This window comes from Exiguobacterium sp. s34, from assembly GCF_018617435.1.
In the GTDB taxonomy this organism is placed as follows: domain Bacteria; phylum Bacillota; class Bacilli; order Exiguobacteriales; family Exiguobacteriaceae; genus Exiguobacterium; species Exiguobacterium aestuarii.
On sequence record NZ_JACSKE010000002.1, the window covers coordinates 616434 to 630910 of the forward strand.

Below are 14477 nucleotides of genomic sequence, written 5' to 3' on the forward strand. Positions count from 1 at the left end.
TCTTTATTTAACGCTCGTCGGTTTGATATTCCAGACCGCATTCGCATATTCCGTGATGGTCCGGTCACTTGAAAAGATCCCCGATTTTGCCGTGTTGACGATTGAGCTCTCTGCCCAACGCGAACGATCGCTGAATACTTCATCGACACGTCGCTGTGCTCGCATATAGGAGACGAAGTCTTTCAATACGAGGAAGTCATCGTTATAGACGAGAAGTGAATCGAAAATCGACTGGAACTGATATTCGCCCACCTTATCGAACGTCCCATTGACGAGACCGTCAACCACATCTTTGATTTCTTGATGAGCGTGATAAATCTCCGCCGCATGATATCCCCCGAATTTTTTATAGTTCATGACTTCTTGTGGGGATAACCCAAAAATAAAGATATGATCGTCTCCGACCGCGTCACGAATCTCGATATTGGCCCCATCTAGCGTACCGATTGTCAACGCACCGTTCATCATGAATTTCATGTTGCCGGTACCCGATGCCTCGTAGCTCGCCGTCGAAATTTGTTCGCTCAAGTCAGACCCTGGGAAAATACGTTCAGCCATCGAGACACGGTAGTTCTCGAGGAAGATGACTTTGATGAATTGGCTCGCCCGCTTATCTTTATTGATTAAAGTAGCAAGCGCATTGATATAGCGAATGATTTCTTTCGCATAATGGTACCCCGGTGCAGCCTTCGCACCAAAAATAAACGTACGCGGGACCATCGTAAACGTCGGATCCGCTTGAATCTTCAAGTAAAGTGCATGGATATGAAGAGCGTTTAAAAGCTGACGCTTATAGGCGTGGAGACGTTTGACTTGAACGTCAAAAATTGAGTGTGGGTCAACGGTTTCTCCCGTCTCTTCCTGAATGTAAGCAGCCAAATCAAATTTGTTCTGTTGTTTCACATCCATCACAATCTCTTGGAAACTCTTATCTTTCGAGACACCCATCAACTTCTCCAAATCGTTCGGATGCTCAATCCATGACGGACCAATCGCCTCCGTAATCGCATCAGACAATCGTGGATTCGACTTCAAGAGCCAACGTCGATGTGTGATTCCGTTCGTCTTGTTGTTGAAGCGAAGCGGGAACATCTCATATAAATAACGCATCTCACGCTGTTTCAAGATATCGGTATGAATCTGGGCAACCCCGTTCGTGGAATGCGAGCCAACGACGGCTAGGTTCGCCATATTGATGTGTTCATTCGACACGATTGCGATTTCACCCATATGTGATTCAAGATGAGGATAGTTGACTAATACGTCCCGACAGAAGCGTCGATTAATCTCTTCGATAATCTGATACACACGTGGTAATAGTCGTTGATACATCTCGACCGGCCATTTCTCTAACGCTTCAGCGAGGAGCGTATGGTTCGTGAACGACATGACGCTCTTCGTGATGCGCCACGCCTCATCCCAACCATATCCATGCTCATCCATCAAGATTCGCATCAGTTCAGGGATTGCGACAACCGGGTGCGTATCGTTGATATGGATGGCATAATGGTCCCCTAATTGTTTGAGGGATTTATTCCGTTTCATATAAGAAGCGAGCAACGATTGAATCCCTGCCGACACAAAGAAGTACTGTTGTTTTAAACGCAATACTTTTCCTTCATACGTCGTATCGTCTGGATATAAAAATTCCGAAATGGTCGCAATCGACTGTTTATGTCGCAACAAGTCTTTATACGTCCCTTTCGTTTTCTCCAAATACGCCTCATCGTCAAGTGGTGATTCGGCATTCCAAAGACGTAACGTATTCACGACGTCATTTTGATAACCGATGATGGGCATGTCGTACGGCACTGCTCTCACGACTTCGTCTGGATGATGGACGACGCGCAACCGATCACCGATTTGCTTCATCTCAATCCATCCGCCGAAGTTGATGTCGACCGCTTTATCCTGACGTCTCGTCTCCCACATGTTCCCGTCACGTAGCCAGTTGTCCGGCAACTCGACTTGATACCCATCGACAATCTTTTGTTTGAAAAGCCCATACCGGTAACGAATCCCGTTCCCGTGACCAGGCAAACTGAGCGCGGCCAATGAATCGAGGAAGCAGGCTGCTAGGCGACCAAGACCTCCATTTCCAAGTCCCGGTTCTGGTTCTAGCTCTGTGATCTCCGTAAAGTCATATCCGAGGTCCTCGAGTCCTTCTTTGACGAGCTCTAACACGTCTAGACTCAACAAGTTGTTGTACAGGAAACGACCTAATAAAAACTCAAGCGAGAAGTAGATGACTTGCTTGCTATGTTTTTCTTCTTGACGGTCGCGCGTATGAATCCATTTTGGCATGGCCTGTTCGCGCACCATCGTTGCCAAGGTTTGATACACTTCCTGCTCTGTCCCATCTTCGATCGACTTCCCATTCAATGCGATGAATCGTTCTTTAAACGCGTCGACAAAGCTCTGTTTATCTGTGAACATAAATCAAGTTAGCTCCTTCCACTCATGCGAATAAATGATATAACTCACGATATTGCTTGGCGGATTGTTTCCAGCTAAAGTCCGCGGTCATCGCCTGATGGACGAGTGCATGCCAATTTTCTTTCTCATAGAAGACACGAATCGCTTTTTCGATTGTTGCCAACATTTCGTGAGCATTATAGTTCATGAACCCGAATCCGGTCCCTTCTTGTGTGAACTCGTTATACGGCTTCACCGTGTCACGAAGTCCACCCGTTTCACGGACAATCGGTAACGTCCCATAGCGCATCGAAATCAATTGGCTGAGTCCACAAGGTTCAAAACGTGACGGCATTAAAAAAGCATCCGATCCAGCGTAAATCAAGTGTGCGAGTTCGATGTCAAAACCGATACATGAGCCCACTTTCCCTGGATGTGCTGCTGTCATCTCGTGAACGATTCCTTCATATTCTGGCTGTCCGGAACCGAGAAATGCGAATTGGCATGGCAACTGACCGAGTTCTTCAAATACTCCGTTAATCAAATCGAGCCCTTTTTGGTCGACGAGACGGCTAACGAACCCGATGAGCATGACATCATCTCGAACCTCAAGACCGAGTCGTTCTTGTAACGCTCGCTTGTTGGCGAGTTTACCTTCTTTATACGTATCGAGGTTATACGTCTGTTCGATACGCGGATCTGTAAACGGATCGTTCGTTGCCAAATCGATTCCGTTTAAAATCCCTCGGACGTCGACCGCGCGATGACGTAAGGCCCCGTCCAATCCTTCGCCGTAATACGGTTCCATGATTTCGTCTCGATATGACGGGCTGACGGTCGTAATTTGATCAGAATGCACGATTCCGGCTTTCATGTAATTGACGAGACCATTATGTTGAATGCCTTCGGCCGTAAAATGTTCAGGACCGAACTGTAACAGTTCGCCGAGAATCTCTTCTGGGAAAATCCCTTGGTATTGCAGGTTATGGATGGTATAGACTGTGCGAATGCGTTGATACGCTTCAATATGTTGATAATGAATTCGTAAGAAGGCCGGTAAAATCCCTGTCTGCCAGTCATGGCAATGAAGGACATCAGGTACATCTTCCATCTTCCCAATCATTTCGAGAACCGCCCGTGAAAAGAAGGCAAAGCGTTCCGCATCATCAAAGTGTCCATATAAGACACCGTCACGTTTAAAGTAATACTCGTTATCGATGAAATAATACGTGATGCCATCTCGCTCTAATTTCAAGACCGCACCGAATTGCTTCCGCCAACCGACCGGAACGATCAGGTCGAACAAATATTCCATCTCGTCCACATATTCGTCAGCAATCGAGCCATATTTCGGCATGACGACGCTCACTTCTTCTCCTAAATCCGCCACCGCTTGAGGGAGCGAACCGACAACGTCGGCGAGCCCCCCCGTTTTCATGAACGGTGCCGCTTCTGAAGCAACATACCAAATTTTCATAAAATCCTCCTCACACCACTGTTCGTTTTGCGATGACAATCGGCTCGTCGATTGTACCTCGGATGACCTGTCCTCGTTTTACGACGACTTCCTTATCCAGGATTGCGTTTTCGACGACAGCACCTTCTTCAATGATTGACTTCGACGAGATGATTGAGTTTTTCACGCGGGCGTGCTTACTCACTTGAACACCACGGAAGAGAATACTGTTTTGAACTTCGCCATGAATCTTACACCCGTTCGCGACGAGCGCTTCGTTCACTTTTGACCCTTTCAAATAACGAGTCGGTGGCTCATGCTTGATTTTCGTATAGATGTGCGGGAAGTCATAAATGATTCCTTCCCCACGAAGCAATCGCATACTTTCGTTATAGTACGAAAGCACCGAGTGGATGACCTGCATTTTTCCGACATAATGGTAGCCGTGTACATGCAAACGGTGGAGCTGCGGGCGAATGACACCGTCTAATAAATCGTATTCTCCTTTAGACGTCGCTTCGTCGACGAGACGCATAAAGAGATTTTTCGACATGACGATCGTTTCTGTATAAGCGTATTCATCATCTGGTGAAAAGCCGCGTTCTGACACGCCAACGACGCGATCATTCTCGCCGAGGCGGATTGGACGACAGTAGCCGCATTTCTGCTCATGCGTCGTATAGGCAAGCGTAATGTCCGCGCCCATCGACTTGTGATGCTCAAGCATGTCGTTATAGTCAATCGTCGTCAACACGTTCGAGCCCGTAATGACAACATACGGCTGCTTGCTGCGAATGAAATGTTCTCGGTGCATCGAGAAGTTGGCTAAGTCACCAAGATACGCTTCCCCGTCCGGCTTTAAGGCAGGTGGGAAAATGTGAAGTCCCCCTTGTGAACGGTCCAAATCCCATTCTTTCCCCGAGCCGAGATGGTCCATCAATGAGCGGTACTTGTCTAACGTGAAAATCCCGACTTGACTGATGTTTTGTGTGATCATATTCGTCAACGTGAAATCAATCAGACGATAGCGCCCCGAGAATGGAACCGCTGCTAAATTACGATGACCTGTGAATTCTGGAAACAGACCTTGCTCCGTTCCTAAGTTAATGACCCCTAATAAATCGTTCGTCAACAGTAACGCCTCCTTGCGTCGATCTTTACTCGTTTCAAACTCTTTGTTTGAAGACGGTTCCGCTTTCAATGTTTTCGTGTGGTTCAATAACAACGATTTCACCACCCGGCTCACCGACTGTCGCGCCGTCTTCAATGACTGCACAGCTTGCGACAATGGCTCTGTGAATTGTTACATCTTTCCCGATTCTAGCTCCCGGCATGATGACCGAGTCTTTCACGAGCGATCCTTCTCCGACACGAACGTCATAGAACAAGACCGAATGTTGAACTTCCCCTTCGATATGACACCCTTCATTGATCACAGACTGCTCGACGCAGGCATCTTTACCGATATATTGTGGTGTCTGATTCGGATTGACCGAATAAATTTTCCAGTTCGGATCATACAAATCAAATGGTGGTTCTTCTTCTAACAGATCCATATTTGCTTCCCAAAGCGATTGAATGGTTCCGACGTCTTTCCAATATCCTTTGAATTTATAAGCGAAAACATCAAGTCCTTGGAGAAGTGTGTTTGGAATGATGTTCTTCCCGAAGTCAAAGCTTGACGTCTCATCCTCCGCATCTTTAATCAAATGCTCACGCAAGACACTCCAGTTGAAGATATAAATCCCCATCGATGCCAAGTTGCTCTTCGGCTCTTCAGGTTTCTCTTCGAACTCATTGATGCGTAGGTCATCCGCCGTGTTCAAAATCCCGAAACGTGACGCTTCGTCCCACGGTACTTCCATTACGGAGATTGTCACATCAGCTTGTCTTTCTTTATGGGCTTCGAGCATCTTCTCGTAGTCCATCTTGTAGATGTGGTCTCCTGACAGGATCAAGACATAATCTGGCTCATAAGCGTCGATATAGCTCAAGTTACGATAGATCGCATTCGCTGTCCCTTCGTACCAATTTTTCCCCGACTGTGCTTGGTAAGGTGGAAGAATCGCTAATCCCCCATTGCGACGATCTAAATCCCATGCCGTCCCGATTCCTAAGTAACGATTCAATTCAAGTGGCTCGTATTGCGTCAACACCCCGACTGTTGTAATTCCAGAGTTCGTGCAGTTTGACAATGGGAAATCGATAATGCGGTACTTTCCGCCAAAATGAACGGCAGGCTTCGCCGTTTTTCGCGTGAGAGGCCCCAATCGTTTTCCTTCTCCTCCCGCAAGGAGCATTGCAACCATTTCTTGCTTCATAAATAATAAGCCTCCTCAAAATCGTAATATACAACCTCTTTTACCCTTTTTCGCTCTTTCCTAAAGTATTCCTTCTCGAATTATTATATGATAACGTTTACATTTTTATTTTTTTGTAAATTTGACGATATAATGAATAGAAAGAGGTGAAACGATGAGAGCTTGGATTGGAATCTTATTTTTTGCGGGACTATTAGCGACTTCCTTGACACTCGCAAATGCATTGAAAGAAGAAATCAAAAAGACTGATGAAATCTTATCTTGGGGACAAGAGCTGGTGTCAGCCCAACCACTCTCGTCGAAACATGCCATCACGCTCGCTTACAATGGCGGCGAACAGCAAATTTACTTGGCAGGACGCAGAAATGATGTCTCACCCAAGGCATTGCCCGAACACATTCAAGAAGCCATCATGGTCATCGAAGACCGAAAATTCAACGCCCACCCCGGCTACGATTTGAGCGGGATTGCCAGGGCATTTATAAATAACGCAAATGAGACATCTGTTCAAGGTGGAAGCACCATCACCCAACAGCTCGCACGAAATGTTTACCTTACTCATGAACGGACATATGAGCGTAAAGTAAAGGAATTATTGATTGCACGAGCGCTTGAAAAAAACTATAGCAAGAAAGAAATTTTAACCGCTTATAGCAATGTTATTTTCTTTGGACATAATGTATATGGAATTCAATCTGCGGCCGATACATACTTTTCGAGACCGCTCGCCGATCTTAACTGGAATCAACTCGCCTACTTATTGACGGTACCGAATAACCCGTCACTCTATGACCCGCTTAATCCTTCAGATGCATACTTCGAACGAAAAGATCGGATTTTGACACAACTATTTGAAGCAGGTGTCATCTCAAAGAGTGCCTATGACCAATATCATGGTGTGAACCTAGAGGCTTCTTACCGAAGTCAAACGATTCAATATCCGGATTATATGGATACGGTCGTCCGCGAGGCGATTCAGTTAGTCCGTTCACGGTATGACTTGGATGACGCCGAAGCCAGAGACTATTTATCGACGCATGAAGCGACGATCGAGACATACTTATCGACAGCCAAACAGACGAAAGCAAAAGCCGTGATGAGTCAACTTCCATCCGGGTTGAACGGAGGATATACAGAACTGACACCTCAAGGACGAATTGTGGCGATGGTCGATTCAGAAATGACACAAGTCGGTGAATTTAACCGAGCGACTCAAGCCTATCGTCAACCGGGTTCCGCGATCAAACCGATTCTCGTGTTCGCCCCGTTCATCGAAGAGACTAAGGCAACGCTTGATACAGTTCTCGATGGTCGACCGACATGTTACGGTTCCTACTGTCCTGGGAACAGTCACGACCGTGTGTTAGGCGATGTGTTATTGAAAGATGCGGTAGCCTACTCCTACAACACACCAGCCTTGGCGGCTTTTTCGGCACTCGATCAGCGACGCGCCTACGAGACGGCTGACATGATGTTCAGTCAATGGGATGAACAGGATGAAAACTTGGCGAGCGCTCTCGGTGGCCTCACGCAAGGGGTCTCTCCGAAAGAACTCGCGGCAGCCTACACACCGTTCTTAAACAAAGGCGTCTATACATCCGGTCATACGATTAAACAAATCACATTCAAATCTGGTGAGCCCGCACTGACGCCTATTTTGAAAGAAGAGGCAGTCTGGTCTCCCGATACCATGAACGTGATGAAGAAGGCTTTAACGACCGTCACGACGTACGGAACGGGACGTTACGCGAGTAAAGTGAAACGTGATTACGAATACCTTGGAGGAAAGACAGGCACGACGAATGACAATAAAGATATGTGGTACGTCGGATTAACAGATCAAACCATCACGGCGATTTGGCTTGGGGCCGACACGCCTCGACCGTTCCCCGAACTTGCCAACCGTGCTTACCCGGCAATCGTCTGGACAGAGGCACATTGATTAAAAAGAGTCAGCCGAATTTTATCAGCTGACTCTTTTTTGATGACTCACACTCTGCGTTCGATTCGCATATGATAATTTCCCCAGTGTTTCAATAATTCATCGTGATTTATGAGTTTCCATGGGTTAAAACGAACTTGACCGTGCTTGTTGAAATATAGGTTTTCTCGAACACAGTAGCTGGCGTGAACAAGTTGCTCTTGTTCGTTCCAAAAAGTAAGGACGTCACCTGCTTCCGGAACAGCATCCGTTACCGTTTCAAAACCGCTCTGCTGAATCGTCTGAAGAAATGTCTCTGGATGAATCCACTGGTGAATCATCCATTCGCTTTGTGTGGCTGCATATAACGTCGCCGCCAGACAATTACTCCCTTCAAGTATCGGAAATGTATTCGCATATGTAACGAGATGTGCTGGTGTCCGTTCATCACATCGTTCCCCTTCCCATGCATCCCATTCTTTCGCATAACTAAATGCAAGAGAATGACGCATGTTCAATGAAAGTTCATTCCAGTTCGACTCGTGTAAGACGATGAAAGATTGCCCATCCTTCTCCACGATTGCGTCATCTGATACCTCATTCCGCTGCTCATCGGCAAGAGGTAAAACAAGCCCACGATTCGTCTTCACCTGATATTCAAGAAGACGGGACTTGATGTCCTGACGTAAACCATCAACCGCGTTTGACGGGGCATGGACAACATGTGTGACGCCTTCTCCCATCATCCATGTCAGATAGGCATTCGAAAGATGCGGATTTTTATAAGCGGGGTGACGGGAAAACTCTTCTCTCGGTAAAATGAGGACACTACTCGGCAAATCTTCAAAGAAAGTAGAATCGATCCAGTACAACGTTTCTTTTGGAACAAACGTCTGACACCACGCCTCTATTTCATCAAACGTCGGCTCAAATTTCTCTCTCATAAGATGATATCTCCGACAGAATTAAACAGCCGCAGAATCGACCATCCTAACCCACTGATCAATGTCGCCCACATGACACCTTGCATGAGCAACAAGCCGATTGCACGGGGAACGGACATCGATTGACTCACTTGCCAGACGTAGTAAAAGAGATACATCAATAACGTACAGACAAGGACGGCCATGACAGCAAGTAATGTATTCAGAAACAGAAAACTGATCCCAGAACCGATGAGGAAGATAATCGCTCCAGGCTTAAGTCGATGGAGTGACGTCCCGTTTGTTTCTCGCGCAAAAAAAGCGAAGCCGAGTTGATTGAACGTATCGGCGACCAGTTTGAGTGCACTAAACAACATAAAGAAGATAGTGAAGAACACGACGAGTACGAATACTTTCGTTTCTTGCACGGATAACAGTTCAATGATTTCACTATATACGCCAATTTGATTCAGCCACTGGATCACATACTCGGACGTCGCAATCGCAAGTGACATGGAAAACAAAATAATTCCGATGAGTGGGGCATAGCTCAGTAAGTACACATTCGTTTTCATGTTCCTTCTCCAATTTCACAGTAATTTCTTATATTCAGTGCAATTCTACTACCAAGTATATTATACTATTTATAGTTATGGAGATTAAAAGGGGGATTTTTGGATGGGCCTATTATTGATGGTTGGAATCAGCGTCGTCTTCCTCGCAGCGATTTTGACAGCTGGATATAACCGTAAACCTGAGGGTAACGAATAAGAGCCGGGATTCTTACGAATCCGGCTCTTTTTTTATTTCAACCCTGCATATCCTTGTTGGCGTAGAGCCTCATACACAATGATGGCAGCTGTATTCGACACGTTCAATGAACGGACGAGATTCGATTGTGGAAGACGGATGCACCGGTCTAAGTTGTTCTCGATGACTTCCATCGGCAAACCTTTCGTTTCACGACCGAACACAAAGAAATAGTCACCTTCTACGTCCGAAACGTCTAAATCACTCGGATATTGTTCTCCATATTTTGTGATATAAAAGAATTCACCGTCCGGATGCTTTTCCCATAGTTCCTCGATTGAGTCGTGATAGCGTACATCGACAAATTGCCAGTAATCTAATCCCGCACGCTTCAACATTTTATCATCTGTCGAAAAACCGAGCGGACGAATCAAATGGAGGACCGAGTTTGTCGCCGCACACGTACGTGAGACGTTCCCTGTATTTGCTGGTATTTCTGGTTGAAACATTACGACATGAATCGCCATAGTTCATTCCCTCACTTTTTCATTTCTAATTCAAGAAGACGTTGCTTTTCAGACAATCCTCCTGCAAAACCGACAAGTTTTCCACTGCTTCCAATTACCCGATGACATGGAAACAAAATCGGTAACGGGTTTCGATTGAGCGCTTGCCCGACCGCACGCACAGCTTTCGGTCGACCGATTTGTTCCGCGATTTGTTTATACGTCCGCGTCTCCCCGTATGGAATCGTCAACAGCGCATCCCATACTTCCTGCTGAAACGGCGTCCCGTTCATTTCGATGAAAGTACGATCCGATGCATTCAATCCATCCTGTTCGACGCGCATCATGAGTTCCCGTAACCAGTCAGGCGCTTCCTCCGTCGGTTCGTGCGTGGTGAACTCAAGAGCGGTCAACTTACCTGTTGCGTTTAATTCATACGCTAACGGTCCCCATTTAGACGACACGATCTTCATGTGCCCACTCCTCTCGATAGATTCGAATCTCTTCATGTACCATGTCAGAGGCTTCATTTCGTTCAATCTCTTTAAAAATCGAGTCGGCATCGGAACCAAGAATTGCACCGATAGCCCATACCGCCGTCGCTCGCATGTCCTCTCGTTCATCATTCCGAATAAATTCACGTAAAATCGGAATCGCAGATGGTTCACGATAATGTGCGAGTGCCAAAATCGCATTTCGCTGAATCGGCTTCTTTCCACGCCATGCACCAGATAAGTGTCCGAATTTTTGTTTGAACTCTCGGTTACTCAATGTCAAGAGCGGCTCTAACAGCGGTTTGACGATTTCTGCTTCCGGTAACAGTTCTTCATGGTGACGCCAATCCTTTTTACGGTTGTACGGGCAGACTTGCTGGCACGTATCACATCCGTATAAGCGACCTCCGAGCTTCGAACGAAACTCTCGTGGCATCAACGTTTTCATTTGTGTCAAATAGGCGATACAACGTTTCGCATCCAGTACACCTGGCTCCACAAGGGCCGTTGTCGGACATGCCGTCATACATTTATTACAGTCGCCACACCCATCTTCAATCGCTTCGTCTGGCGGCAAATAGACATCTAAAATCATTTCCCCCAAATATAGATACGATCCCTTTTCAGGTGAGATGATGGAGCAGTTTTTTCCGCTAAAACCAATCCCTGCCCGTTCAGCGACAGCTCGGTCTACGAGCTCACCCGTATCGACCATTGAGCGCGTACGCACTCCAGGAACCAACTCTTCAATGTACGTTTGAAGCTGCTCTAATCGATTGCCGACGGCGCGATGGTAATCCAGTCCCCACGAGGCTCGGGCAAATAGCCCACGTCTCTCTCCAGCGACACTTCGTGGTGCATCCTTCAACTTACTTGGATAGGCAATCGCAATTGCAATGATTGACTGGGCTTCTTCAAGTAAAAGTTCCGGATTTGTACGCTTCTCTAGGTCGGGCTCTTCAAACCCAGAGGCAAACCCTTTCTCTTGCTGCCGAATAAGTCGCTGTTTCATGACGATGAACGGATCAGCCGTTGTCACTTTCAACTCGTCGATCCCGATGGTTTCGGCATACTCGAGGATTTGTTGTTTTAATGTGTATGGGTCCATTCCGTTCACCTCCTTTATATATTTTCGCATACAAAAAATCTCTCCGCCACTCGGCAGAGAGATATGAAGCGGGTGAAGAGAATCGAACTCTCGTCATCAGCTTGGAAGGCTGAGGTTTTACCATTAAACTACACCCGCATGAAATATTGTTGTCGTTCAAGCGACTACAGTTAATATACACCTATACCATTAAACTGTCAACAAGTATTCGTAAGTTTTTCTAAAATCACTGAAAAAAATATTTCAATATACCTTAATCACTAATACTATGCCTGTACAAATAACGATTCAAGTGGTCTGATCACACGAAATGCTCGTCCATGCCCTTCTGTCTCAGCATACGTCAACTCCGTCAAGCGTCCTGATTGATACATGTCGACATGAAGAAAACGGTCTTGAATATTGTTATAAATATGGAAGACGTCTCGCGTTTGTCCGATCCGCCTCACTTGCTCTAATAGATTTTCTTTCACAGGACGTGGCATCTGATTCGCAACGTGCGTATGGAAGATGCACAGTGTCTCTGTTTTAGGAATACGTGTCGTGAGTTCTTGTAATATAGACACGCCATCTCCTTCAACGAGTGTCACCTTGTCAAAATCGACTTCTTGTATGGCAGCATCGAGCATTTGACGGCGCGTTTCATGCTCCGGCCAAATTAATGCATTCATCCACGACCGTTCTGCTTCGTCCTTTAAATCAATTACATTCAAGTCTATACCGAGACGTGTACCGATATCGAGCGGAATTGTCGCCTCGAGATGGAACGGTTCTTTCGATTCAACGCTTACTGAAATATTTACAGATGAGGCATTTGTCGGATCAAGCGGAACGTCATTATACTCATAGGCATACTGATCAACAAAAAGTTGGAGGCCTGCGCTTGTTCCGATTTCGAGTAAGCCGAGTGGCAACTTCGTCTGTTGTTGGATTCTCATAAAAATCGGATATAAATACGAGCAACGCTGAATCTCATTTGTTTGGACAAGTCGCGTCATGAGTCGCTTGCGAATCTCAGCTTCATATGTATGACAAAACGTCAGAAAAAAAGGAAATACATCATCAGGTTGTTTTGGATTCTTCGTCACGCTCAGATAATACATAGCTAGTTTATCGGATTGGTGTTGAAGTACTAACTCATGAACAGCTCCAAACAACAGGTTCGGCACCGGTTGTCCATCAGGTATCTCCTCACACAGAGACAATAGCCATTCATTTTCAGCGACTTCTCTAGCTAATATCTCATACAAGCGACTTGATCCTACAGATTCGTTGTCAGCAAATCGGATGAAGCGTTCTACGATTTCTTTTTGGTTGATGTTATTCACCCCTGTTTCTACACCCTAAACCATTCGATTAAAATGATCACTTACCCTGCAAATTGAACACAAAAAAGACCCTAACCTCAGTTAGAGTCATACGGATACCGGTGGTCGGAGTCGAACCGACACTCCAGAGGAACACGATTTTGAGTCGTGCGCGTCTACCAATTCCGCCACACCGGCATATTATGTTGGAGGCGCCAGTCGGAATCGAACCGACGATAGAGGAGTTGCAGTCCTCTGCCTTACCACTTGGCTATGGCGCCAAAAAGTCATTGGAGCGGAAGACGGGATTCGAACCCGCGACCCCGACCTTGGCAAGGTCGTATTCTACCACTGAACTACTTCCGCAAAATGGCTGGGCTGGAAGGGATCGAACCTTCGCATGTCGGAATCAAAATCCGATGCCTTACCACTTGGCTACAGCCCAATAATAATGGGGCGACTGAAGGGAATTGAACCCTCGAATGCCGGAATCACAATCCGGTGCGTTAACCACTTCGCCACAATCGCCATGATTAAATTAAAAACAGGGGCAGCAGGAATCGAACCCGCGCTGACGGTTTTGGAGACCGTAGTTCTACCGCTAAACTATGCCCCTAAGTGGTGGGGGGGGGCGGATTCGAACCGCCGAACCCGAGGGAGCGGATTTACAGTCCGCCGCGTTTAGCCACTTCGCTACCCCCCCACATATGGTGGCTTTGGACGGAATCGAACCGCCGACACAAGGATTTTCAGTCCTTTGCTCTACCAACTGAGCTACAAAGCCATATGTAGTCTTGATTTTTTAAAAATAAAAATGGCGGTCTCGACGGGATTCGAACCCGCGATCTCCTGCGTGACAGGCAGGCATGTTAACCCCTACACCACGAGACCGGACATTAATTGCGGGGGCCGGATTTGAACCGACGACCTTCGGGTTATGAGCCCGACGAGCTACCAGACTGCTCCACCCCGCGACGATATAAAATTAAATGGTGACCCGTACGGGATTCGAACCCGTGTTACCGCCGTGAAAGGGCGGTGTCTTAACCGCTTGACCAACGGGCCATGTTTGAATTTTGAAAAACTGGCGGAGAGCAAGGGATTCGAACCCTTGAGACGGTTTTGCCGCCTACACGAATTCCAATCGTGCTCCTTCGGCCACTCGGACAGCTCTCCAAAAGAGAAAGTGGCTCCGCAAGTAGGATTTGAACCTACGACCTACCGGTTAACAGCCGGTTGCTCTACCACTGAGCTATTGCGGAACGATCTTGCCTGG

At 46.6% G+C, this 14477-nt stretch carries 11 protein-coding genes and 14 tRNA genes; 1 reads left to right on the plus strand and 24 read right to left on the minus strand.

The features are described from left to right. Positions 1-3: 3 nt before the first annotated feature. Genes KNO87_RS06750 through KNO87_RS06765 form a run of 4 tightly spaced genes read right to left on the minus strand, consistent with a single transcriptional unit; the run spans position 4 to position 6192 of the window. A complete protein-coding gene (locus KNO87_RS06750) occupies positions 4-2436 on the minus strand; it encodes a glycogen/starch/alpha-glucan phosphorylase (protein ID WP_214789733.1) in 2433 nt (810 codons plus the stop codon). 22 nt (positions 2437-2458) lie between these two features. After that, positions 2459-3892 carry a glycogen synthase GlgA gene (gene glgA, locus KNO87_RS06755; protein WP_214794556.1) on the minus strand — a complete coding sequence of 478 codons (1434 nt, stop codon included), beginning with the start codon at positions 3890-3892 and terminating at the stop codon, positions 2459-2461. A gap of 10 nt (positions 3893-3902) precedes the next feature. Then, on the minus strand, positions 3903-5096 hold the full coding sequence (glgD, locus tag KNO87_RS06760; RefSeq protein WP_251126761.1) for a glucose-1-phosphate adenylyltransferase subunit GlgD: 1194 nt from the start codon (positions 5094-5096) through the stop codon (positions 3903-3905). Beyond that, entirely contained in the window at positions 5038-6192 is a 1155-nt protein-coding gene (locus KNO87_RS06765) for a glucose-1-phosphate adenylyltransferase (protein ID WP_214789737.1), read from the minus strand. Before KNO87_RS06765 ends, glgD begins: the two co-directional genes overlap by 59 nt. A 154-nt stretch (positions 6193-6346) precedes the next feature. Here KNO87_RS06765 and KNO87_RS06770 point away from each other — a divergent pair, with 154 nt between their 5' ends. Further along, positions 6347-8134, plus strand: coding sequence for a transglycosylase domain-containing protein (locus KNO87_RS06770; protein WP_214794558.1), 1788 nt, complete (start codon positions 6347-6349; stop codon positions 8132-8134). A gap of 47 nt (positions 8135-8181) precedes the next feature. On the opposite strand, the gene KNO87_RS06775 is transcribed toward KNO87_RS06770, so the two are convergent. From KNO87_RS06775 to KNO87_RS06870, 20 genes are all read right to left on the minus strand, one after another. Further along, positions 8182-9057, minus strand: a complete 876-nt coding sequence (locus KNO87_RS06775; RefSeq protein ID WP_214794560.1) for a hypothetical protein — start codon at positions 9055-9057, stop codon at positions 8182-8184. Next, positions 9054-9611, minus strand: coding sequence for a DUF5366 family protein (locus tag KNO87_RS06780; RefSeq protein ID WP_074032604.1), 558 nt, complete (start codon positions 9609-9611; stop codon positions 9054-9056). Before KNO87_RS06780 ends, KNO87_RS06775 begins: the two co-directional genes overlap by 4 nt. Before the next feature lie 228 nt (positions 9612-9839). After that, positions 9840-10313: a tRNA (uridine(34)/cytosine(34)/5-carboxymethylaminomethyluridine(34)-2'-O)-methyltransferase TrmL gene (gene trmL / locus KNO87_RS06785; protein ID WP_214789745.1), complete on the minus strand. Its 474-nt coding sequence runs from the start codon at positions 10311-10313 to the stop codon at positions 9840-9842. Between the two features lie 11 nt (positions 10314-10324). Continuing rightward, complete coding sequence (locus tag KNO87_RS06790; RefSeq protein ID WP_214794562.1) at positions 10325-10765, minus strand: methylated-DNA--[protein]-cysteine S-methyltransferase; 441 nt, start codon at positions 10763-10765, stop codon at positions 10325-10327. After that, positions 10746-11894 (minus strand): tRNA epoxyqueuosine(34) reductase QueG, encoded by a 1149-nt coding sequence (queG, locus tag KNO87_RS06795; protein WP_214794564.1) that lies wholly within the window; start codon positions 11892-11894, stop codon positions 10746-10748. Before queG ends, KNO87_RS06790 begins: the two co-directional genes overlap by 20 nt. Before the next feature lie 67 nt (positions 11895-11961). Next, positions 11962-12032 (minus strand) — tRNA-Gly (locus KNO87_RS06800). A 128-nt stretch (positions 12033-12160) separates the two neighbouring features. Then, positions 12161-13222 (minus strand): DUF2332 domain-containing protein, encoded by a 1062-nt coding sequence (locus KNO87_RS06805; protein ID WP_353047456.1) that lies wholly within the window; start codon positions 13220-13222, stop codon positions 12161-12163. A gap of 96 nt (positions 13223-13318) precedes the next feature. Then, positions 13319-13399, minus strand: a tRNA-Leu gene (locus KNO87_RS06810). A 9-nt stretch (positions 13400-13408) separates the two neighbouring features. Beyond that, a tRNA-Cys gene (locus KNO87_RS06815) sits at positions 13409-13482 on the minus strand. A gap of 10 nt (positions 13483-13492) precedes the next feature. After that, positions 13493-13567: transfer RNA gene (locus KNO87_RS06820), tRNA-Gly, on the minus strand. Positions 13568-13571: 4 nt separating this feature from the next. Continuing rightward, positions 13572-13646 (minus strand) — tRNA-Gln (locus KNO87_RS06825). A gap of 7 nt (positions 13647-13653) precedes the next feature. Continuing rightward, positions 13654-13729: transfer RNA gene (locus tag KNO87_RS06830), tRNA-His, on the minus strand. Positions 13730-13746: 17 nt separating this feature from the next. Then, positions 13747-13817 (minus strand) — tRNA-Trp (locus KNO87_RS06835). Positions 13818-13820: 3 nt separating this feature from the next. Further along, positions 13821-13904: transfer RNA gene (locus KNO87_RS06840), tRNA-Tyr, on the minus strand. A gap of 5 nt (positions 13905-13909) precedes the next feature. After that, positions 13910-13985, minus strand: a tRNA-Phe gene (locus KNO87_RS06845). 31 nt (positions 13986-14016) lie between these two features. Then, positions 14017-14092, minus strand: a tRNA-Asp gene (locus tag KNO87_RS06850). Positions 14093-14101: 9 nt separating this feature from the next. Beyond that, positions 14102-14175 (minus strand) — tRNA-Met (locus tag KNO87_RS06855). Positions 14176-14191: 16 nt separating this feature from the next. Continuing rightward, a tRNA-Glu gene (locus KNO87_RS06860) sits at positions 14192-14266 on the minus strand. Positions 14267-14286: 20 nt separating this feature from the next. Beyond that, positions 14287-14377, minus strand: a tRNA-Ser gene (locus tag KNO87_RS06865). Positions 14378-14388: 11 nt separating this feature from the next. After that, positions 14389-14463: transfer RNA gene (locus KNO87_RS06870), tRNA-Asn, on the minus strand. Between the last annotated feature and the right edge of the window lie 14 nt (positions 14464-14477).